Source organism: Diplocloster modestus (assembly GCF_019042245.1).
Lineage (GTDB): Bacteria > Bacillota > Clostridia > Lachnospirales > Lachnospiraceae > Diplocloster > Diplocloster modestus.
Genome location: NZ_JAHQCX010000003.1, coordinates 296,844 through 318,491, shown reverse-complemented (window position 1 = coordinate 318,491; position 21,648 = coordinate 296,844). Strand labels below are relative to the sequence as shown.

Genomic DNA, 21,648 nt, shown 5'->3' with positions numbered 1-21,648 from the left:
TCACCAGGAGACCTGGATGCCCTGCGCTGTTGTTTCAGCAGCCAGACCGTTGCTCTCAAACACTTCCACCAGACGAGGCCAGTAGACCTTTGCCGGAAAGTTGGAAAGATGTTCCTGCGGGACAAGCTCTTCACCCTGCTGGATGCAGATGTCCCCGTTCTCTTTCAGTGTGAGTTTGCTGTGGCCGCGTGAGTTCAGGTCGGCAATCAGCGTCTCCATGACTGTGCGCCCGTTATTCTCGTACCAGATACGCGGGTCGATGGGCTGCTTGTTGGGTGGGATGTCGGCCTGATCTTCCTGCTCTGTCCCTGCTTTGGACAGAGGGACGATTTTGAGCAGGTCACAGCGGATCGTCGCATCCTTGCCGAAGGTGATGTCCGCATGGTCGAACGCCTCCACATTGTAAAGGCGGATACGCCCTGTGCCGTTGCTGCGGATCAAATCCGCCGGTCTCTTTTCACACCACTCAAAGCAGGCGTTGGGAAAAGAGGAACGCAGATAAGTCAAAATCCGGTGGTTGGCATAGCGGAGCAGCAGATCGTCTGGTACAGGCCCTTCAAGCTCCGGCACCGTAAAGGTGTTCTGCGCGATACCCTCGGCATGGAGCTGGCGTTCCCTCTGCTGACGCTGACGGCGGCGCTTGGCCTGCTGCATATAGGGGAGCAGGAGGATCAGCACGACCCAAAGCCCCCAGAGGGTAAATACCCCTATCAGAAGCCACGCTTGCCAGGGTCCGCGTACCAAAGCCATGATGGCGATGACAGCACCGATCAGGATTGTGATGCTGCCGCTCAAAAGTCCTTTGTCGTTACTCATGTTGTTACCGTCCTTCCTTTTAAGTTTTGCTTGAAAACAAAAAAAGGGACCGCACCAAGCTTCAGTTCATTCTGAAAACTTGATACGGTCCCTCTTGCAGTGCCGGATTTTATTCCGGCAGGGATTCGCGGTCGCCGTCCATTACCTCGGAGGGGGCTGGAGCGGTTGCCGCCGCGTCAGAGTCATGCTGCTCATGTTCCGCTTTTGCTCTGGAAGATTGCCCAGGAAGAAAACCAAAGTCCGTCAGCCATACTTTCAACTTTTTGACTGTGGCCCCGTCCTTTTGCCGTACATCCACCAGTTTCTGCGATCCAGTGAGCCAGATCATGCTTCCCTTTTTGACCTTGAGCCGTGTGAGCCGGGCAACCTGGTCGCCGCGGGCCCATACTTGATAGAAGTTCGGATGTTCACCTCCGGAGCGTTCCATCAAATCAAAACAAACATACGGCTGCTTTGACTGGCTCTCTTTGGGAGTAAGCTCGTGCATGACTCGGCCAAATACATAGATTTGTGCCATAACACTCCTTTCTTCGCCATCGGCGTTACTATCTATATATAAAAAGTGCCAGCGGATACCAACCCGAAAAGGGCGTGGCAATACCACTGACACTTGATACAGCATACAAACTTAACTGCGTGTGCAATGCAGGGCTTTTGGCCTTGCGGTACAGATGTTTCATCTGTATCCCACATGGGGAACGCACAAAAATCAATTACAAATTAAGTTTAACACCATATCTTGTATTTGTCAAGTGATATAATACTATATATAGATATTTTGGCCCGGCGAGTTACAATATGTGGTTCATGTGGCGGTAGTAATCATCCAACAGGTAGAATTTCAGTTCCTTGGCCCGGGGTGTACCATAGTTGAAGGTCAGCGCATAGAGATTGCCTGTTCCATCTATACCGAGGGGGCCGAGCCAGCAGTTAGCAGTGTTGCCGTTGAGATACCAGAGCTGAATGTCCTGGTAAGCATCTTCCGAAACAAGCCCTGATGCGGCCAGACGCTGGGCGTCTTCGTCTTCAATCAGGGTGGAGGAAAGAAAACGGCGGTAAAGTTCATCCGGCAGGCCGAGAGCCTGTTGGTAGGTCAGCGGATTTGGGTGATTCAGCCACCAGCGGGTAACATCTTCAAAGGTGCGCAGATGCGGTTTAGTTCCAAGCGCCCGAAAGCTGCGGATGAACGATTTCACCTTGTCCGGGGATGGCGCAGAAGGGATCGGGATTTCACGCACTTCGTTGTCTGAGAAGGAAAAGGCAATCCGCTCACCGCATCTGTCCTCCAGCATGAGTGCGGAGCGGGATAATGGAGAGACCAGAAAGTGTTCCATAGCAAAGGTATGATCCAGAAACTGTTGGATTTTGTATTGCTCAATCGTGTGTGGCTTGTACATGGGGGTAGACCTCCTTTTTAGATTCTACCTATTAAATAGGGAAAATCCTCCGTTTTTCTGCAGCAAAATCAGACTTTGTAAAAATAGCGGATAGAAGAGTAAGAAAAAGAGATACGATGCTGTGGTTGTGGAGCCTGCACCGTATCTCTTTCCTATTTTGCCGTAGGTTTAGCCGTTCTCCTTAGCCTGTTCCTCTGGGACAGCCGGCTCACCAAGGGCCTCATATCCCAGGAAGCTGTTGGTGGAGAGAGCTGCGTCCAAATAGTCATTCCCGACCACAGGGCGGCTGCCGGTTTGAAAGTAGAAACGATACCGGGCGCCAATCTGAAACTTGGCGGACTTACTTAACAGTAAAGTGCGCTCCGCGCCTTGTCCATCTATCAGTTGGATTTTGCGATACCGCCTTATCACAGGAGAGATAACGCTGGAGCAGACGCCTTCTACGATCTCATACTGGCCCCGGGCGATGGTGCTCCATAAGCTCCTAACCAGTACCAGAGAGGCAAGAAAGATTATGCTGCCCAGTACCAGCAGGATATGGTCTGTGGTAATAATGAAGATGATTAGGCTGAGGGCAATGCTTGCGAGCCCAGCCAAAAAGGTCAACAAAATCTTTCGCCGCAGCACGAACGGGAATTGGTTCCATTGATTCTTCATGTGGTAATCCTCTCAAAAATGATTTGCTGGCGCAGGTAGAGGTTGGCAACGGCCAGCGTTACTGCCTGACTGCTCCGGCTGTTTTTCATTATGCCGGCGATATTATAGCAGGTGGTTTCGTCGTCGCCGTACACGGCCTCCATCAAGAACTGCTCATTGGGAAGATAGGCAACATCCTGCTCTACACACTTGATGATCTCAGCGGTGGACAGCAGAGCTTGCTGGGCCAGCCTCATAACACGGGTCTCATAGTCGGTACGCCGGTCTTTTTGGAATAATTTTAGCGCCTGTTGAATAGGGACTCGGCGGCCTGCCACCAGTTTGACAAATGAGATGCTCCTCATCAGCATTGATCCGCTGACTGGAATAATGCCGAGAGAACTCAACAAATCATACAGAGCATCGTATTCCGTTTCACCGCAGCCAGATACCAGCAGACCTCGGGTGAGCAGCCGATTTACGCAGGCATCCCAAGAGCGGGAAATACAATCTCCCAGAGAGGACACCAGCTTGTCACACTGGAGGGAAATATCCTCTCGTTTAGAAATTCGCCAGTTTAGGGCGGTCCAAACGACCATTTCCTGCATATCCACCATGTAAGTTTGCCCGCTCAGGCGGATGACCGGGCAGGACCGGCCACAGCCATTCGTTTCCCGGTCCAGACGGCCGATTGCAGTATATAGGGTTTTCTGTTCCATTCATCAGTACCTCCTTCTTTTATATATCCTTTACTGCGGAAAGGCCGCGGTTTTCAACAAATTCAGAGCAGGCTTTTCAGGAACTTGGAGTCTCTGCGCAGTTTTGCGGTGGAACGCGAGATCCATGCCCCCACATGGGAGGGCGGCACCTGATAAAGCTCCGCGATGTCTGTGACCCGCATCCCTTGAAGTTTGAGGGCAAGCGCCTCAATGCCAAGCCGGGTTACACCATCGTAATCTTTTTTACAGGCGTCCAGCAATGACAGAGTTTCTATCAGAGATACTTGGGTGTCAAAGGCGTCGGGCCGGGACTCCAGGGCCTCTCCGTCTGCAGCCAGTTCTCCATGTTCTCCAATAATAAGCCTGCTGAATTTTTTCTTCCTGTTGCAGATCGCCCGGCAATAGGACAGAAGCCCGTTTTTAACGACCGTTTTGGCGTAGGTAGAAAACTGGGCCCGTCCGTCATTCTTATAAGTAGACGCGGCTTTACAGAGCCAAAGGCACCCCTCTTGGAACAGGTCTCCATATTCCATACCGCAAATAGTCGGATTAACATGGATGTAGTCACAAATGACCCAATGTACGATAAAAAGATTCCGGGCAACAAGTTCCTGCTGCTGTTCTGTTAAACTGGTCATCGTTTCACCCCCCTTTAAGCGGCCGAATGCAGATTGCCCAAAGGAGCAGCGGCTTTGTAACAGAGGCGAATTACCTCATCGCACATCCCGTCAGAAAACATGCCAATATGTGCCTGCTGGTCATTTAGTCCCAGTTTGGCCTGGAGCCAGATGTAGACCTCCCATTTTTCCATGTGCCGGCTCTGCTGCAGATGCTCCAGCGCCCGGTGAGCCAGGATTCGTTTGTGCCGGAGATCCCCATTTGCCAGAGTCCCCATAGGCCGGTGTGTCCGGTCATGGGCACTCACATAGGCATCACAAGCCGGCCAGCGATCACAGAGATAGATATATTTGCCCTGGGAACGGCGGTTACAGCCATAGACTGTGCTGGCGGGGCGAAGAGAGGCGTTAGCATGGCAATAAGGGCATTGGATATGTTTTTGCTTCGTCATAAAAATCATCACCTCCAAATGCGTATAGATGACGGCGCAAAGGCGTCTTTCAGTGTGAAAAAACAGTGTTAATTGTAGCCCGGGTCCAGAGAAAGTTGTCTGAGCGCACAGGCGGAAGGCTCCGGTGTGTGCCATTCGATGTACTTGGAAAAGGCGGCGTCAAAGGCGCGCCGGGACAAAATGGCAATGCACTCAGACGAATCTACAGTTTCCCCGGATAGTCTTTGGATGTCCTCGGCAGAAAGCAGCATAACCTGTCCGCACTCATCCACAGCCAGAAGAAAACCGGAACAGGGCGTTGTCCGGCCGCACATGCAGTGGCCGCAATCGCAGCTTACAAAGATAGCGTTGCGCCAGTTGCCGCGAACAGCCCGCAGGAAAGAATAAATTTTGCAGGAAATGTTCATCCTGTACCTCCGTTATCCTATATTTCAAAAACTAAAAAAGCGGGGACCGGCTGTGGAAGTCCACAGACCGATCCCCGCCGGTGATTTTAGCCAAACAGGCCCTCGATCTCGCTGGTGATACGCGGAATCACCGTGTCGTTGAAAATGAGGGTCAGGGCCGCCAGAAGAAGGGCGCCCAGCACCACGGCGATGATGATCTTAACAGCGTCCGAAATGTAAAAATCACCGCGCTGGTTGGAAAGCGCCATACGGGCACGAAGGGCCAGTGCATTCGCCTTGTTCTGGATACGGGTGGTAAAGTTTCTCATGGTAAGACCTCCTGAAATTTTATTGTTTTGATGTTGATGGTTTTATAAAAAGACTGCTCACCGCTCAAGAACGACGAATCGGTTTGAGCATGTCCTTTTTATTGGAAATGGGCCGGCTGGGATAGGCTTTCGGCTTTTGATACAGAAGCCAGCGGAAACGGCGCTTTTCTTCCCGTGCGCCGCCAGACGGGGAAAATTTTTTCTTAGGCATAAAAGTCTCCTTAAAACAAGGGCCGACCTGTATATGACAGGCTGGCCCAGAAATAAATGACGGCAGCTGACTACCGCTACAAAAATCCGCTATAGAACAAGCACTTACCTCCTTTACACTGCAAGAGGTAGAAAAATGTGTTTTTTCTGCTTCATACATTCAGAAAAATGTGAAAAAATGAATTGCAAAACAAAGAAAAATGTGGACACCTCGAATGTGCATCATCATTTATCACGAATCTTCCGATGTATCTTGCAGAGAAAACCATAGAGCTCTTATAGGAAACGGCCCTCACATCCAGATGTGGGGCCGTTCCATTCGCAGTCCGATTATCCAAAGAAAGCGCCCAAGGAGCCCATAACCTCGGTACAGAGGACCACCAGGTAGATGATCATGATGCAGATGAGCATCATCATGGAGTAACGCTGGATCTTCTTGGGGCGCTTGGCCGCTTCCTTTTTTAAGTTGTTCTGCTCAATCTGTCTCATGTCAAAACAGATCATTTTAAAGTACATCCTCTGATCGTCGCCTCGCAATACGCCAATCAGTCCCCGGATCACATCGGACAGCATGGGGCTGCCGATGCGGGTTTCAAAATGGATGAGGGCGTTTTCATAGTTGCCGGTCTTCATATCGGCAATCGTCTGGTCCAGCTCCGCGCCGAAGTCCTTGCCTGCCACCCGGCGGTAGGAAGTAAGGATCTTCAACACATCCCGGTCATTTTCCAAATTCTGCCCGATGGTAAGGGCAAAGCGAGGGATCTCATTCTCAATGAGCTTGCGCCGCTTTTTCACAAAGTCAAAAACCTTATAATAGGTTGAAAACCACAGCGCCACGGCCAGACCAATCAGAACAGGCACCATAAGCGGTATCAAAAACGCCATCAGCAAAGAACTGAGGCCGACTGCCCCGGCTGTGACCCAGGCCCGGGCGGTGTAGACTTCCGGTGTCAGCTCCATGGCGGCAATGTCCAGCGCCCGCTGCAGTTTATTCCGCTTGAGCTTGTCCAGCTTCAGGTACGGAGCGATCAGGCCGGCGATTTTGGTGAGATAGACATCCAGCAGTTTCTCGGCCTTTACGCCCTGCTGCTTGCGGGCCAGAAGCATCATACGGGAGGTACGCTTCGTGGGAATGTCTGCAAAGGCACAAGTCAGGTTATAGACAGCAAAGCCGAAACAAATCACTGCTGTGAGAGCTAAAAGCGTCATGCGCTGTCACCTCCATATTCAATGGGCCTGCTCAGTTTCATGATCTGGGTCAGGGCAAACAGGATAATGGCTGCGCAGATTGCCAAAGCGATTTTGCCCGGCGTGGTGAAGAGCAGCGTGTGAAACCAATCTTCATTCAGGAAATAAAGCAGCGGTACATTGGCGATCACAAGGAACATCATCGTGATCGCCTCCCGGCGCGGCCCCTGCATCATAGCCTCCAGCTCCGACTGCACCACACGAACATCAGAAAACTTCTGGGCGATGGTAGGCAATGTATTTTTCATGGCCCGGTCAGACTGGCACTGAATGAGGATGTTAGCCCACTCATGGAAAACACGGTTTGGAATCTTCATTTTGAGCGAATTGATGGCACTCGTAGTATTTGCGTTAATCAACTCTGCCTCATAGACAAATGCCTCAAAATTGGCCTTCACCGGCTCATTGATGTAGGGCAGGTTTTCCTTGACTGCCCGGATCAGGTCCTCTGTGCGCAGGTAGGAAGTGGTGATGATGGAGATGGCCGTTTCCAGTTCTTCGTTCAAATGCTTTTTATAACTGGCTGCGGTGCTGCGCAGATACCAAATAGGAGCGAGTGAAAATCCGATCCCTAAAATCGGGACCATGTACACATTGCCAATCAGCAGCGCCAGGGCGCCGCCCACCGCGAACAGGATCAGAGACAGCCGTTTGACTGCTTCATACCGGTCAGCCCGCCCGGTGCCTTTGAGGATTTGCTTTAATTCAAAGTCCTGATTAAAGAAGCCTTTGGCCGGAGTACCCATCAGAACATTCAATTCATCGGTCAGAGTGGCCGACTTGCGCTGTGACCGGAAAAGCGCATCAATGAAATCGCCCGGCCGCACACCAAACAGCGTTAGGAGTCCAGCGGCGATGAGGGCGAAGCATATGATGTAAACCCACGGCATCCGTTCAACACCTCCTTGTCGTGCTCAAGAAATTCATCCAGCTCCTTATGGGAAATCCCATTGTCCAGGAGACGCTTCTGCAATGAGCTGGACATCTCGGAAACTTTTTTGTGGCGGCCGACCACAAGGGGCCGTCCATCTGCATCAACAGTGTTGTCCAGCACATTGTAAGAGTAGAGGGTGCGGTAAATCAGCCGTTCGCCCTCACAGCCTTCCCCCTCGATGATCTCCATGATTTTACGGCTTCGGTCCTCCAGCTGCTTTGTGAACACGATGATTGGATAGGCTTCGACCATGATCTGCATCAAAACATCATCGCCCATCATATATTTTCGCTTTGCGAGCGTCATCATGCGCCGATAAGTAGAAGCGCAGCTGTTAGAGTGGATTGTGGTGCAGACAGTATGGCCGGTACGGGAGCTTTCTGCAGCGGACAGGCTTTCTGCCGCAGACCGCATCTCACCGACGCCGATCACATCCGGGTGCTTACGAAGGACCCGCTCCAGCAGGAAGTCCTGGTTGATGTTCAAGGAAGGATTTTCGCTGGGCCGGGTGAGCAGATGGACTACGGAATTCAGAATGTTTCCATTTTCGTCCCGCTTAACCAGATCAAATTCGCGGCTGCCCTCCTCAATCGTGATGAGGCGCCGGTTGTCAGGGACCTGGGACAACAGCCATGCCATGATGGTAGTTTTGCCGGAGCCGGTGGCCCCGGCAATGCAGACGGATACGCCATAGCGGATGCAGGCGGTCAGAAAATGAAGCATTTCCGCTGTTGCACTGCCGGAGTCCAACAGCTTCTGTGCAGAAACCGTTTGTTGATTTACGATACGGATGGAAGCGTTGATCCCCACCTCCGGGTCAACAATCGGCGTCTTATCCACAGAGATACGCACATTCTTATCCAGGAATCCGATCACGCTGGGCATGGTATCGTCTATGACCATGCCGCAGGCGTTGAGCATACGCCGGACCACATCAATAGCGTGCTGTGGAGAGGAAAACTTGTCCGGGATTTTAACGCTGCGCCCGCCGGCTTCAATCACCTCAATATCGTTGTAGGCATTGATGTTGACCTCCTCAATACCGGGTTTGTAGATCCACTTTTTCAGGAAGGAGTACCCGGCCATGTCCTCATAGAGCTTCTCGCACAGTTCCTCCGTGGTCAGCCCCTCGATGGCGTATTTTCGCTTGACGATGTACTGCACCATCAGTTCTTTCAAAAGGGAGGAGGCGCGGTCGGTATTTCCATCGCCGGCCTCTGCAATCGTGGCGGCGTGGTTTTCCGCAAAATACCGCTGTACATCTTCCAGAATCTGTTCATAGGTAAGGTCCTGATTGGCCGCAGGAGCGAAGAAAATGTCATTGAGATTATTCATCGGCAGTTTCCTCCTCAAAATGCTCGGTTTCGTTTCCATCATCCTCTGCGGCATGGTCAGCCAGCTCCATCTGCTCCAGCGCATCCAAAACTTTGTTGAGCGAAGCTGTGTATTTGGGATTGCAGTATTTGATGGCCTGGAACATCCCGCCTTCGGTGGCGCAGCGGTCGATCTCCTTGCCATAGGGCAGAAGGCCATCCCATCCGCCGATGATATGGCCCATCTCATCCAGCGCGTGGAAAGGGCGGGCCATGCCGGCAAAGGTCATGTGCTGATCGTAGTGGAAACGCCCATCTCCCAACAAGGGCTGATGGGCCTTTAAGTAATTAACGCCCTTGAGATCAGGCGTCAGGATGCGAATGACCAGATCCCCTGACTCAATGGCGGCAGGCGTGAACACATTCGTCATATTGGAACTGCAGTCCAGAATGACGAAATCCACAAGCCTTGCGGCGGCGTTGACCAGCTGGAGTACCATGGCGTACTTGACTTCCGGGTAACTCAACGGATTTTCACCGGCAGCATAGCCCATCACTCCAATGAAGGGATAACTTTTGAGCACGGTAACATGCCCTGCCACCAAAGAGGTATCGATTTCCACGCTGCTCAGTACCTGCCCTACAGAGGCATTGGTCTGAATGATCTGCTCCGGCAGCCACACCGGAAGCATAGGAACACTGATTTCCGCATTGATGATGATCGCTTTCCGCTTGTCGCGGGTCAGGGCTTTTGCCAGAATGCAGGAAAACATACTTTTTCCGCTCCCTGGGCTGCCCCAGACGGTAATGACTTTTCCCATAGGAAACTCCTTTCCCAAGGGCGGAATGCCCTTGATTGTGCGGTAATATAATTTCGATTATCATAATCAAAATTATCAAACTGGTTTCATTCACCGCTTTCCGGTGTATTACTGGTAGGTGTCGATTGGGTATTCTCACCCGAATCTTCTGCAGAGGCGGGATCACCAGTTGCATCTGTCCCTTCGTTCTCGCCATCCTCTGTCAGCGTTTCCGGGAAGTAAATTTCCTGGAGCGTCTTGTCCTGTTCGGCCAGCAGTTCTTCAGCCAGCTGGTCATTGTTGCGGGAGATCAGGGCCACATGAGCTACGCCGTCGTTCTCCAGCTCAGTGATGATGCGGGCCTGCTCCGGGCTTGCCAGCACTGTGATGGTAGCAGACTGCTGCGGCTCTTCATCTTCTGTGGGCTCCTTGGTATTGTCCACATTGATGCCATCAGAATCCGTGACGGAAAGGACCTTGACAAAACGCAGTTCGGGTACTTCTTCCGCAGTCTCCAGGAAGTGATAGATGCGGACAATATCATTGGGCTGGAGCTTATCCGACAGCCCGGAGGCCAGTGTTTTTACGGTCAGAGAGATAGCAACCTTACCAGAGGGGATGTCATTGAGCGCCACATCGGAGGAAATCGGGACGCTGCTCACCTTACTGGTGAGAATATAGTCGCCCGCAGCCAGATCCGCCGTCACATACAGGCCCTCCACATCATCAAGACTGTGAGCCACATTGGCGGGAAGGTTGTAGCCGCCGACCTCCACAACCTCAGCGTTTTCTTTTGTGACCTGCTCGCCTTTGAGCACGGGCTGGGTGATACGGACAATTTCCGTTTTCCCGTTGGTCTGCCGGGCAATGGTGGGCAGCGCCACAAAAGCGATGACCGCTGCCAATACCAGAGACAAAATACCGAAAATAAATCGGTTGTTGAGTTTCATAAGCATATTCTCCTGTCATAAAAATAGTTCAGCCAGCGTTGCAATCGAGCAGCCGCAGGCAAGAAAAGGTAAGAACGGGATGGCGATGGGCTGGCGGAGCCGGGAAAGCCTTCGGAACAGAAGGACCATCGGCATGGCAAAGACTGCGGCCACAAAGAAAACCAGAGCCATCCCGGAAGGACCGTAAATCAGCCCGAGTATCCCACAGAATTTAATGTCGCCTCCCCCAAGCCCAGTTCCACCCGTTGCCATGGCAGCAGCCAGAGGGATGCAAAAGCCAAGCAATGCCCCCGCCAAAGCCTCGGCAACGGTGGGCCAGAGCTGCCCGCAGTCCCCAGTGAAACAGACCTTGAGCAGCGGAGCCAGAGCGGCGAAGGGCATAAAAAGGGCGAGCGCCCGATCCGGCACCCGCCTATATAGAATATCGTAAACAGCAAAACCAGCCACAACAGAGAAAACGGTGAGCAGGTATGCCGGCCACAGGCTACTCGCGGTTGGTGTACCAATCATCATAAAGGCTCCCATCGATTGAAACATAGTCGTTCAGGTTGATGCTTAACATTCCATCAGGGGTCCAGGTGTCCCAGACCTGGGTGAAGACGGTATAATCTGTGGAATCCGGGAACCATAGCGGACTGAAATGCACAGTCCGGTTATAGGTAGAGAACTCATTGGGCTGGAAGGTGAATTTGGCACTCCGACCGCTGGACACCCGCTGCAGAAGGCGTAAGTATGTTTCGTACTGGAACTCGGGAAACACGGAAAATGCCGTCTGTGGATGGGTGATGTGGCTGGTGGGCGCGTCGGTGGAAAGGGTGGCTGTCACATCCTGCTTGACGCCATACCCGCTTTTCATTGACTTCCCGGAGGCCGTGGGCACAATATCATCCGGCATCAGGGACATCACACCGCTGATGGAGGCAGAATAGCCGGTGTACTCGTACTCCCAATAGCCTTCATCGACCCAGTGCCCCCAGTCATCGTGGTCACACCAAACCCAAACCGGTACCCAGTAGCAGCTCCATACACCCCAGTTGGCAGTGAGCTTCTGCGGCTCATTGGGGAGTGAGGGCACGGTGTAGTTGGGGTTGGTATCCGTTGCTGTCGGATCTGGAGGGATATGTTCGTTCAAGTCCACGATCTCCGCAACAAAGGTATCTTGTGCGGTATAGGCCCCGCTGACGGAAACCGTGATGGTTACCGACTGTGGAGTGGAGGGCGTGTGCCATTTGACCCAGACCACCTGGCTGTCGCCTGCCGGGATGACTATATCGTTGACCCGGTAGGTGGTGCCGAGAATATGGAAGGTCACCGAGGCCGGATTGTCCGGTGTTAAATCTGTATCCGTCCGCAGAGTAACGGATGTGATCACATCCGTGTCTACCCGATATTCTACATCGGGCGCTTCAATTTCCCCTTCGGGCGGGCGCTCATCAAACCAGACAATGCCGACGCCCAGACTGCTGATGATGTCAGCGTTGCTCTGCTTGCTTGTGGTGCTGCCTGTCCATGCGGGCAGGCCGAGATCGCTAAATTCCAAAAACATCGACAGAGGCAGATTCTTGTGGGTGAGGGAAGTCATGGTTTTCCGAAGCGCCCCGCCAGATTTTTGGTCATACAGCGCCGCCTCTGTAGCGGTCATACAGTAATACTGGCCGTTATGCGTAAAGTATGCAATGGGCTCGATCAGCAGCTTATAGTCGCCAGCGATCATCCGCTCATAGTCCACACTGGCCGCCTGGGCAACCATCTGGCAGGCATATTCCGAACAAAAATACCGCTTGATGGCCTCAATATTGCTCTGCCCCTTACTGCTGACGATGGTGGGCATAGACTGCGCTGGTTTGATGCAGGAGTATGCCACGCCAGACTGGAGGGAGAGTGCGGTGCCACCCAGATACTGTAACTTGTTGACTTTCCCAAAGTGCAGGACGCTGTTTTTTTGTACCCGGTTGGAGAAGTCTACGGGGGAAGATATTGCCGTACCGCTATCGGCATCCACAACGGTAATTCGCACACCATCATTTCCAGGATTCCAGAAATTAGAGGATGTGCCTTGGCCCATGCTGCCGCCACCGCCGTCAATATTTCCGTTACCGCCCTCTGCAAACGCGGTGGAAGGGAGCAAACAAAATACCAGGGCAAGGCTGCACAGGAGGGCGAGAAGTCGCTTCAAATACATCACACTCCGTTCTTCTTAAATATAGAAAGGCCGCCACAGTTCTGTGACGGCCAATCAGGGGTATATTCAGTTGTAGATTGGTCAGCCCATATTGCCAACCTGCTTGTTGATGTCTCCATCGCTATCACCGACAGACTGTTGAACATCGCCGGGAACTACCCACCCAAACACTGGATCATACACAGCGCCGTTGCCATTGCTGGCTCCGGGGGCCGGCTCGTTATTGGCCGGCTCCTTTTCAGCAGGTGGATTGGTGACCTTGGGCACTTCCGGGTCAGGATTGACCGGATGATCTTCACCGGGGTCTTCCCGCTCGGTTTTCCCTTCTGGCGCGGCCGGAGGCGTTGTTTCCGGTTTCTCCGTGTCCGTGAAGTCGATCACGACTTCATCCTCAGTTTCGGAGGTCACCTTGGGGTACTCCTCTTCAGGACTGGAGGACTGGCCGGGCGCATAGGCTCCGGCGCCGCTCTCACCGTCTGTCTGTGTGCCGCCATCCGACCAATCGCTGGTCGTGCTGCTGGGCGGGGATTCTTCCGGCTTGAAATCTTCTGTGCGATCCCGGCTGGCAAACCAGCAGACACCCAGGATGGCAACACAGAGGACGGCCAGCGAAGTAACGATAAAGCCTTTGGATTGGAAAAACTTCTTCATGTGTGATACACTCCTTTTTTGCTGTTATATAAAGCCTATACTGTAGTTCTGGCTGAATTTTCAACAGCACGGCTAAAATTTGGTGTTGTGGTAGCCGGTCAGTTCTACCCGCTGGGTAATGGTGGGGTAACTGTGTCCAAACATCCGCACATAGAAGTCAACATCACAGTAAAAGATGTACTCCACACGGTCGCCCACCACATTGAATTCAAGGCTGATGTCGGAAACCGTGTAGTCATCGGTAGAGAGAGGGACCTTTTCAGCAAGGCCGCCGGCAACTGTGGCCTCCAGCATTTCTGTGTAGTCCCGGCTGGAGTAGAGGGTGCGTAAATACTCTTCAAAATTGGTTTCCCTCTGGGAGCGGTAAGTATCTGCGTAGATGGTGGCGCTCAGATTGTTCAGCTCCATTTTAGCCCCGTTGCGGATGTTGATGCAAGTAATTCTCACCGAAGCATACAGTAGCAGGAAAGAAATGAGCATGACAACTCCAACCACAAAGAAGCAGGCGAAGAAGGTGATCTCCCCCCGCTCGTTGCGGAGCGGCCGGTGCAGCTGTGAGAATAAACGCTTCATAGGCCACCTCACTTCCAGTAATGTTCGCTAACGCCGGAGCCGCGGGCCACCACCGTGATGTTGACCAGATCCAGATTCCAGAAGCCGCCCAGCTTGGCATCCCCCTCAATGGTAATATAGAAGGGCGTTCCCAACTGGATGGCCCGGGACATCCCGGAAGGTGTGGGAGATTTATATGTGGCGTCAATCGAATAGGTGATATTGTCGGCCCCCTCGATCTCCGAACAGAGGAAATCGAAGAGAGCATCCGTCTCGCTGTTGATGCCGCCGGACAACTGGATCTGCTTGACCATCTGATCGGCTGCATGGTCAAGTTCCTGTTTTGTAGAGATAATGCCGAACAAGTCGATGATAAAGGCCAGCAAAACAACGGCAATGAAGATAAACACCACCGTGGAAAAGTAGTTGGCCTCGCCCCGCTCATTTTTTAATGCACTGCGGAGCTTTTGCAGTATGCTATGGATAAAAACCACCACCTTTACTCAGAAATAAAAACAGCCGCTCCCGGCCGGAGCGGCTGCATTACAAATTTTTGACTGTACCAAGTATAACAGATATGGATTTACGGCTCAAGGGCAAGGCTGTGCCAATGCAAAGACAATCCTGTGCCAATTACAGCAGCGATTCCACCAGTTGATAAATATCGGTGAATGGATTGACGGCGATTCCAAACGGTTTGCTGCTGCCATTTTGAAGATGATATTGCTCTACACGCTTGGCATTCTGGAGAGCATTGGTTGTATGAGCAGACAACTGGGAATACACATCGCCGGTTTTCTCATAATCCGGAAGGTAAGTGGTCAAGGCATTCTTTACTGCAGGATAATCCTTGAAAAACTTAGTGGTGTACTGAAAGTGAAGCAGATACCAAAATTCAAAACAAGGATTAGAGAGCGCAATATGAATGCCCTTTGCATCAGCCATTTTCTGTGCTTTGGAGAGCAATTTGTCTTTGGCCGCGATAGGATCAGGGGTATTATAGTTCACATCACCGTCTGCAACGACCCATACAGCATCGCCATTGGATACAGAAAGCTGATTTTTGCTTTGGTATTCCACAGCTTTCCGAATCAGAGCGAGGTAATCGGTTTCGCCCCCTTTGGTGTGGCTGCCGACCACGCGAATATCAATGTTGGTCTGGCGGCTGCGATAATGTTCAAAATACTTTGGCTCGGTTTGCGAACCCTCCGTCACAATCAGAATGACGGGTTTTAATTTCCTGCGTCGCTGTCCACGCTTTTCAATCTGTCCCCGTGCCATTTTACAGCCCTCCCTTGATAAAAGGAATTGCACCAAAACGGCCGATCAAATATCCCTTTTCTACTTTGGTGTCCTTGCGAATGGAAAAATCATAAAGGGAGAACAAGTCTGTGGCTGCGGTCTGCTCATCTTTTTCTGTAAACCAAATCTGATCTCTTCTCAAGAAATCCAAATCAAGAAGGTTGGTGCTGTGTGATGTGAAGATCAACTGAGCACCCTTGGGATTAAATTCTGTGCTGTCGAAAAGGGACACCAGATGCTTGGTCAGAAGTGGATGGAGGTGTGCGTCCATTTCATCAGCCACAAGAAGCGTCCCCAGGTCTAAAGCCTTTTTCACAACACCGATCAGCTTGAAATAACTGTTGGTGCCGTCAGATTCCTCTGCCATATTCAAGGCATAGGAACACGCATTTCCGTTGGCGTCATGTACCGTATGAATGGCATCAATATTTGCAAAAATGTCACTGCGTTGAGAAGGCGCAGGGTCTGAATCGCGCATTTGGAGCGCCTGTATTCCCAAATCTGCAACACGCAGCATAGATGCGATTACACGCCGGTAGTCATCATCTTTCAACTGCTCCGCTTCGATTCCATAGGCATCCGCCACGGAATTCTTCGTGATGATTTGACAGGAGGCAAACCACTCCAGGACAGGGATCACTTTGGCGTAACTCCAGTTTGATGCAACTGACAAGTAGAGCTTGTTTGCAGAGGTGCGCTCCTTGAGTGTGTTTTGCTCATCAACATCGACCGTAAAACGGAAATCCTTGGTGTTTTTTCTCTCGAAAATAAGCGCCTGTCTGCCGTTGGGATAGTAGTATAGGTATTCCTCCGTGACAGCCTTATCTGTTACAGAAAAGCCATACGCATATCGAACGCCTTCTGTGGTAAAGATGACCTCAAAACTACTGGGGCGAGCAGGTGTTTCAGGATCGAACTTAAATGGTGAACGCGCAATCGTTTTATGGAGCTGCTGGTTATGAGAAGTCAGCACATAGTTTACCATAAACCAGAATGCGTTCAAGACATTAGACTTCCCAGAAGCATTGGCTCCATAGATAACAGCGGATTTCAGATAGTTTTTGTTTCCATCTGCGATGAGATGCTCTGGATGCTCATTGTCCCTACTGGACAGCAGGGATAAGACAACTTTATCTTTGATAGACAGATAGTTCTCTACACTAAATTGAATCAGCATAAACAACCTCCTAATTCAGCGTTTTTATATATTATATCCCGCATTTTGTGAAAAATCAACGCAAACGGAAAATAAAATTAAAAATAGAGAGGGTTGGAAGGCTGTATATGCGTTAGGATTGAAATAATAAAATAACCGCCCGAGAAGCAGTTATTTGATACTTCCCAGGCGGTTTTCGGTTTACAGATTCTGCCGGATGATCCGGGTGATGATTCCAAGAGCGATGCCGCGCTCCACATCCAAATGGGTGACGGCAAAGGATACATCATCCTTCTTTCCGGGCATCCGGTAATCATAGCAGGAATGAGCTACCGCATTGACGCCATTGGCAAGCCGGACATAAACCACACCCTTGTGTACATCGGTCACTTTTCCGGCGTATTTACCCTGGATTCGGCACTTCTGGAGATTGTCCCGGTCGGTATTTTCAGATGTGCTCTTGATGTCGGCACGGATTCCGAGGTCTTCAAGGCTGTTGCGCCGCACATTGAGAATGCGGACCAGCACTTCATCGCCCACGGAGAAACGCTCGTGAGCATCGCCGATCCAGTCCCAAGCCAAATCACGGGCCAGAATTGAGGTTTCAACGCCGAATACCTCGACGCGGATGACCTTCTCCGCAACAGCGATGACCCGGGCCTGAACAATACGCCCCTCGTAGATGCGGTACTTCCCCTCGGCGTCCAAATCGAAATAAAAGGTCTGACGCTTCCGCATCATAGCCTCACGGCGGCTTGCGACAACGCTGCGGGTCTTGGAGTCGATGCCGCGCACCACAAAGTCAATGTCCGCCCCCAGCATATTCCCCAAAATCTTGTTTTGACGCAGCATCAGGTCGGCATACTCCTGGCCGGAAGGACTGCGGCCCAGATTGATCATCATCTCCTTAATGGGGATAATGATGCGGAATCCCTTGTAATCCACTACGGCCACAGTTTTGCGGTTGTCCAGCTGCTCAATGCCGCCCAGCTGACCTGTGAGGATGCGGCGGGTGCGGTAGGCGTTGTGGATCTCGTGCCAAATGACATCCTCGCGGTCTTCCTGTGTTTCCACCTCTTCACGACTGCGGATGGTCAGGATAGAGGCGTCACTGCGGTGTGTTACGGCGGTCCGGCGCAGAGCAGACGCAGTATCTACCGGCGCCTCCTCTTGGGGAGTGGTATCCTCTGAAATGGGTGTTTCTCCCTCATCAGGCGGCGCCGTATTCTCAACAGAGGCGAAAGATTCCACAGCCTGCTCTTCAGCAGCCGGAGCCTCCGCAGAGTCCTCATTCTCGCCATGTACGGGATCTTCCACAGGCGCCGCCTTTTTCCGCCGGGGTGCCCGCTTGGGCTTGGGGGGAGCCGGCTCCCCAGCAGTTTCGGAAACCGTCTCCGCCGGGATGCCATCTGCACCTTCAGCAGACAAATTGGAAGGAGTCTCTTCCTCACCGTCGCCATCCTCACCGGCCGCCGATCCGGCAGGCTCATCCGAATCGGAAGGGGCGCCAGAGGCCGTGCCGTCACCCTCGGGGGCAGCTTCATCAGACGCCTCCGTTTCCATAAACTCAAGGGGAGGGTCAGAGCCTTCCAAAGTGGCGTCGCCATCAGGTTGATCCGTAGAGGCGCTGTCATTGGTCTGATCCATAGAGGCCAGCAGCGCACTCAAATCGTCACTGTCAGGCGGCGCCGCCGCATCAGCCGGGGGGCCAGCGGAAGAAATGGTACCGTCCGCGGGGGCGGTGTTTTCAGGAACAGGAGTTTCCTGCTCCAGCAATACTTTTTTCTTGGTTGCCATAAAATTAACCTCCTATGTTTTGTATTAAGAAAGGATCGAGTCCTTATCTGTCGTGATGATGCCATTCGGAGCCTCTGCGGTTGGAACGGCTGCGGTCTGCTTGGTGCCGGTAGATGTGCTGGCCGCTTTCGGCTTTTTCTTCACTGGCTTTTTAGGTGCGGGGGTCTGCGGCTTTGGCTGTGCCGCAGAGGGCTTTGGCTGTTCCTGTTCCAGCCTGCGCCATTCGGGGATATGGGCGGATGCCTTGCAGGAACGGAGCTTGGATGCCTCCGGATGTTTGGAATAGTCCATTTTGTCTACCTTGAGAACTTTTTGTCCCCGGATGATGACCAGCGCCTGCTTGATAGGCAGCCGCAGAACTTCGTCTGGGGTGAGGACAGGCCGCTTGCCGACGCCGGAGGTCTCCCTGAATTCTGGTGTGTAATTAGAGATACGCCAGGTGCCCAACTGCTTGGATTTGCTGGATACCGATACAGAAGCCAGCCCCGTGCGGGAAGAAATAAACTCCGCCGTCAATTCATCTGTGCAGCCCAGGAACAACTGCGCGTCGCAGTTGCCCAGAATTTCCTGCCAGAGATTGAGAGGATACCGATTCTGCAAGCCCGCCAAGTTCTGAAACACACAGCTCATAGAGATATTTCTTGAACGAATGACGCTTAACCGGCGGGAGAGGTCCGGAATGGTGCCGCAGGCTGTTAATTCTTCACCCAGGACATGCACCGGTACCGGCAGTTTGCCTCCTTCGCAGTTCTTGTCTGCATACCGCACCAGCTTGATGAAGCAGAAGGACAGGAACAGGCTTGCCAGAAAGTCAAAGGTGCTGTCCTGGTCGCTGGTAACAAGGAAGTAGGCGCACCGCTCCTGGCCGGGCAGCTCCAAGTCAATTTCATCCCGGGTGGTGATCTTCTTAATCAGCTCCGACTGGAACACCTGCAGACGGGAGCCGAGGCCGATGATGACGCCGCTGCGGACTGTATCGCTGGCCTGCTTATACAAGCTGTATGGCGCTTTGGCCGGATGGGTGGGCGGCAAGTTCTCAAACAGGCTGTCCAAATCGGACTCGCCGCTTAAAGTCAGCAGCCGGTACACCTCTCCGATATTGCGGTTTTGCTCTGCATAACTCTGGTCCACATAGAGGACGAGGGCTTTCAGCAAGTTCATCTCGCAGGAATCCCAGAAATGGTCGCCCTTGCCGTTGTTGATGGTGTTCTTAATGATGACATCTACAAAAAGCTGCGCCATCAGTTCCTGCCCCTCCACTTCGGAAAGGCAGTTCCAACTGTCCGAGTTTTCCGGATTGACCAAATTGAACACCTTGACACAGTACCCCTGATCCCGCAGATACTCGCTGGATTTTTCGTAGAGCTCACTTTTCGGATCTGAAATAATCAGGGATTCTCCGCGGACCGCCGCCTGAAGGATACGATTCATGCAAAAGGACCGGGTTTTCATGCTGCCGCTGGAGCCATACACAGCCAGATTGCCGTTGATATGGGGATTTTCGGGAATACAGACAGCCTTGTTGTCCAGCATTCCCAGTACAACGCCTTTATGCTTGCGCAGGTCAGGCACCAGATCCAACACACCGGCCATCTCCTTGCGGCTCATCCAGCCGGAAGTACCGTAGGTGCCCTTGGCCGAGTAAATGAAATTCCGGTCAGTATCATATTCGCCGGTATCGCTGTAGCCCATGCGCATGACCATGAGCAGCAAAATTGCCAACAGGCCGATGCAGATCAGGACACCGTACACTCCATAGGGCGGATGAAACACGGAGGCCAGACAGGTAAAAAAATCAGGCGACGCCATCGCCGGAGAAGTTCCGTCTCCGGGGATGCCGCCGCCCTGTTTCCACGCCGCGTAATTGCCAAACAGCTGTGCCAGGAAACCGCCTGCGTATAGGATCGCAAATACGGCGGCCGGCGCTGCTGCCAGGCCTATGATCAGTTTCTTTTTGTTTATGGGAACAACCTCCCCTCGAATTTTGTAAAGTCAATGGTTTGCAGGCACACCCGGTCACCGCAGTAGCGGCGCAGCACATCCGCTTGAAAATCAAAGCAGATCAGCGTACCGGGGCGTTCCATCAGTTCGAGGGCGGTGTTGAAGCGCACGATCCGGGGCAGATCGCAGAAGTAACCGAACAGCACCGGCGTTCCATCCGGCTCTGCGGCATCCTGCTCCATGGCCCTGCCGGGATTGCCGGCGGAGAGGCCCTGTGACAGAATGCGGTCAAGTTCCGCGGTTTTCACAGGGTCACACAGTAACGCCAGTATCACCTCTCCCTGATGGTCATTGGTTAGGAAATAAAAGTGGTCGTAGCTGCCGTCCAGCATGAAGTAGTCATGCTTGGCCCCGCCGGTACTGGTGAGTATCTGGTAGGCCAGATCCATGCTGTCCCCCAATACCAGTCCATGTACCTGCTCGACACGGTACTGCTGGGCCAGACGCTGCTGGCATAGAATGTTCCAGAGGAGCGTTTTTACCCGCAGTTCGGATTTGTAGCGCCACTTCATCAGAGCGCCCCCGCTATTGTAGGTCACAAAGATGCCGGTGGGGACCAGCAGCACCCCTGCGAAGCGGGAGCTTCGGATCTGGGTGGCATCAGCCCCCAATTCCTTGACTTCGCGTGAACTGTAAAACACGGGATATGTTACAGCTTCGCCGCCAAAACCGGTCTGGGCAAAGACCTTCGGCTTTTCATCCGGGTAGAGCAGTACCCCGGCATTGCCCATAGTGATATAGGTTTCCGCGAGGCGGTGGAGCCGAAACCTCCGGTTTGCTTCGCTTTTGAGCCGGTTGGTTTCTGCGTCTCCTGTAAGGCAGAATGTAAAACGCTCGGGCCATCCGTCCAGCAGAACTAACTTGGCTTTGGCCCCCAGCCGATAGCCCCGGAGCCGGTCCCGGTAGTAGGTGCGCAGCAGTCCGGCCTTTTTGAGCGCAGTCACGACCGCCTCCAAGTAGTAAGGACTGGCGGGAAGGCGGTTGAGCTGGCTGGTGGGGAACTCTCCCGAAATAGCGGTCAGCGATAAAAGCCGGAACGGAAGCGTATCCGGCTGTGGAAAATAGTTGGTGCTTTTCCCAAGTAGTCACCTCCCTTGAAAGCACAGGATTTTTACCGTAATGACTGAGGACTTCGGTAAAAATAGGCCTCCCTATGAGGGAAAAAAGCCCGGAAAATCGGGCGTTTCAGCCGCTTCGCTG

Annotated in this window: 25 protein-coding genes; all 25 read right to left on the bottom strand. The window is 52.6% G+C overall.

Going from position 1 to position 21,648, the window contains the following annotated elements:
* Nucleotides 1–816: a hypothetical protein gene (locus KTH90_RS06400; protein WP_238726479.1), complete on the bottom strand. Its 816-nt coding sequence runs from the start codon at nucleotides 814–816 to the stop codon at nucleotides 1–3.
* A 109-nt stretch (nucleotides 817–925) separates the two neighbouring features.
* Complete coding sequence (locus KTH90_RS06395) at nucleotides 926–1,333, bottom strand: single-stranded DNA-binding protein (protein ID WP_044940998.1); 408 nt, start codon at nucleotides 1,331–1,333, stop codon at nucleotides 926–928.
* Between the two features lie 274 nt (nucleotides 1,334–1,607).
* Nucleotides 1,608–2,213: a hypothetical protein gene (locus KTH90_RS06390; protein WP_238726478.1), complete on the bottom strand. Its 606-nt coding sequence runs from the start codon at nucleotides 2,211–2,213 to the stop codon at nucleotides 1,608–1,610.
* Between the two features lie 168 nt (nucleotides 2,214–2,381).
* On the bottom strand, nucleotides 2,382–2,870 hold the full coding sequence (locus tag KTH90_RS06385; protein WP_195328131.1) for a hypothetical protein: 489 nt from the start codon (nucleotides 2,868–2,870) through the stop codon (nucleotides 2,382–2,384).
* Complete coding sequence (locus KTH90_RS06380) at nucleotides 2,867–3,568, bottom strand: hypothetical protein (RefSeq protein WP_238726477.1); 702 nt, start codon at nucleotides 3,566–3,568, stop codon at nucleotides 2,867–2,869. Before KTH90_RS06380 ends, KTH90_RS06385 begins: the two co-directional genes overlap by 4 nt.
* A 62-nt stretch (nucleotides 3,569–3,630) precedes the next feature.
* Nucleotides 3,631–4,206 carry a sigma-70 family RNA polymerase sigma factor gene (locus KTH90_RS06375; RefSeq protein WP_195328132.1) on the bottom strand — a complete coding sequence of 192 codons (576 nt, stop codon included), beginning with the start codon at nucleotides 4,204–4,206 and terminating at the stop codon, nucleotides 3,631–3,633.
* A gap of 14 nt (nucleotides 4,207–4,220) precedes the next feature.
* Nucleotides 4,221–4,637, bottom strand: coding sequence for a zinc-finger-containing protein (locus KTH90_RS06370; RefSeq protein ID WP_009258042.1), 417 nt, complete (start codon nucleotides 4,635–4,637; stop codon nucleotides 4,221–4,223).
* A gap of 68 nt (nucleotides 4,638–4,705) precedes the next feature.
* On the bottom strand, nucleotides 4,706–5,044 hold the full coding sequence (locus KTH90_RS06365) for a hypothetical protein (protein ID WP_238726476.1): 339 nt from the start codon (nucleotides 5,042–5,044) through the stop codon (nucleotides 4,706–4,708).
* A gap of 86 nt (nucleotides 5,045–5,130) precedes the next feature.
* The gene (locus KTH90_RS06360; RefSeq protein ID WP_009258044.1) at nucleotides 5,131–5,352 is read right to left on the bottom strand and encodes a DUF6133 family protein; all 222 of its coding nucleotides are present in this window, start codon (nucleotides 5,350–5,352) and stop codon (nucleotides 5,131–5,133) included.
* 64 nt (nucleotides 5,353–5,416) lie between these two features.
* Nucleotides 5,417–5,563 carry a hypothetical protein gene (locus KTH90_RS06355; protein ID WP_169897207.1) on the bottom strand — a complete coding sequence of 49 codons (147 nt, stop codon included), beginning with the start codon at nucleotides 5,561–5,563 and terminating at the stop codon, nucleotides 5,417–5,419.
* Between the two features lie 329 nt (nucleotides 5,564–5,892).
* Complete coding sequence (locus tag KTH90_RS06350) at nucleotides 5,893–6,771, bottom strand: hypothetical protein (RefSeq protein ID WP_195328133.1); 879 nt, start codon at nucleotides 6,769–6,771, stop codon at nucleotides 5,893–5,895.
* Nucleotides 6,768–7,700 (bottom strand): type II secretion system F family protein, encoded by a 933-nt coding sequence (locus KTH90_RS06345; protein ID WP_024729867.1) that lies wholly within the window; start codon nucleotides 7,698–7,700, stop codon nucleotides 6,768–6,770. The genes KTH90_RS06350 and KTH90_RS06345 overlap by 4 nt, the downstream gene beginning before the upstream one ends.
* Nucleotides 7,649–9,079: an ATPase, T2SS/T4P/T4SS family gene (locus KTH90_RS06340; RefSeq protein WP_071698948.1), complete on the bottom strand. Its 1,431-nt coding sequence runs from the start codon at nucleotides 9,077–9,079 to the stop codon at nucleotides 7,649–7,651. The genes KTH90_RS06345 and KTH90_RS06340 overlap by 52 nt, the downstream gene beginning before the upstream one ends.
* The gene (locus tag KTH90_RS06335) at nucleotides 9,072–9,878 is read right to left on the bottom strand and encodes a hypothetical protein (RefSeq protein ID WP_009258048.1); all 807 of its coding nucleotides are present in this window, start codon (nucleotides 9,876–9,878) and stop codon (nucleotides 9,072–9,074) included. Before KTH90_RS06335 ends, KTH90_RS06340 begins: the two co-directional genes overlap by 8 nt.
* An 86-nt stretch (nucleotides 9,879–9,964) precedes the next feature.
* Nucleotides 9,965–10,807, bottom strand: a complete 843-nt coding sequence (gene cpaB / locus KTH90_RS06330; RefSeq protein ID WP_238726475.1) for a Flp pilus assembly protein CpaB — start codon at nucleotides 10,805–10,807, stop codon at nucleotides 9,965–9,967.
* Between the two features lie 15 nt (nucleotides 10,808–10,822).
* Nucleotides 10,823–11,320 (bottom strand): prepilin peptidase, encoded by a 498-nt coding sequence (locus tag KTH90_RS06325; RefSeq protein WP_238726474.1) that lies wholly within the window; start codon nucleotides 11,318–11,320, stop codon nucleotides 10,823–10,825.
* Nucleotides 11,292–12,989: a hypothetical protein gene (locus KTH90_RS06320; protein WP_238726547.1), complete on the bottom strand. Its 1,698-nt coding sequence runs from the start codon at nucleotides 12,987–12,989 to the stop codon at nucleotides 11,292–11,294. Before KTH90_RS06320 ends, KTH90_RS06325 begins: the two co-directional genes overlap by 29 nt.
* A gap of 81 nt (nucleotides 12,990–13,070) precedes the next feature.
* A complete protein-coding gene (locus KTH90_RS06315) occupies nucleotides 13,071–13,640 on the bottom strand; it encodes a DUF6550 family protein (RefSeq protein ID WP_238726473.1) in 570 nt (189 codons plus the stop codon).
* A 72-nt stretch (nucleotides 13,641–13,712) separates the two neighbouring features.
* Nucleotides 13,713–14,213, bottom strand: a complete 501-nt coding sequence (locus tag KTH90_RS06310; protein ID WP_009258053.1) for a hypothetical protein — start codon at nucleotides 14,211–14,213, stop codon at nucleotides 13,713–13,715.
* A gap of 8 nt (nucleotides 14,214–14,221) precedes the next feature.
* Nucleotides 14,222–14,686: a DUF4320 family protein gene (locus tag KTH90_RS06305; RefSeq protein ID WP_110503329.1), complete on the bottom strand. Its 465-nt coding sequence runs from the start codon at nucleotides 14,684–14,686 to the stop codon at nucleotides 14,222–14,224.
* A gap of 139 nt (nucleotides 14,687–14,825) precedes the next feature.
* The gene (locus KTH90_RS06300; protein ID WP_009258055.1) at nucleotides 14,826–15,473 is read right to left on the bottom strand and encodes an RloB family protein; all 648 of its coding nucleotides are present in this window, start codon (nucleotides 15,471–15,473) and stop codon (nucleotides 14,826–14,828) included.
* A 1-nt stretch (nucleotide 15,474) separates the two neighbouring features.
* Nucleotides 15,475–16,671, bottom strand: coding sequence for an AAA family ATPase (locus tag KTH90_RS06295; protein ID WP_238726472.1), 1,197 nt, complete (start codon nucleotides 16,669–16,671; stop codon nucleotides 15,475–15,477).
* A 180-nt stretch (nucleotides 16,672–16,851) separates the two neighbouring features.
* Nucleotides 16,852–18,447 (bottom strand): S1 RNA-binding domain-containing protein, encoded by a 1,596-nt coding sequence (locus KTH90_RS06290; protein ID WP_238726471.1) that lies wholly within the window; start codon nucleotides 18,445–18,447, stop codon nucleotides 16,852–16,854.
* A gap of 24 nt (nucleotides 18,448–18,471) precedes the next feature.
* The gene (locus tag KTH90_RS06285; protein ID WP_349117756.1) at nucleotides 18,472–20,394 is read right to left on the bottom strand and encodes a VirD4-like conjugal transfer protein, CD1115 family; all 1,923 of its coding nucleotides are present in this window, start codon (nucleotides 20,392–20,394) and stop codon (nucleotides 18,472–18,474) included.
* 11 nt (nucleotides 20,395–20,405) lie between these two features.
* The gene (locus KTH90_RS06280; protein WP_238726470.1) at nucleotides 20,406–21,392 is read right to left on the bottom strand and encodes a hypothetical protein; all 987 of its coding nucleotides are present in this window, start codon (nucleotides 21,390–21,392) and stop codon (nucleotides 20,406–20,408) included.
* Nucleotides 21,393–21,648: the final 256 nt, after the last annotated feature.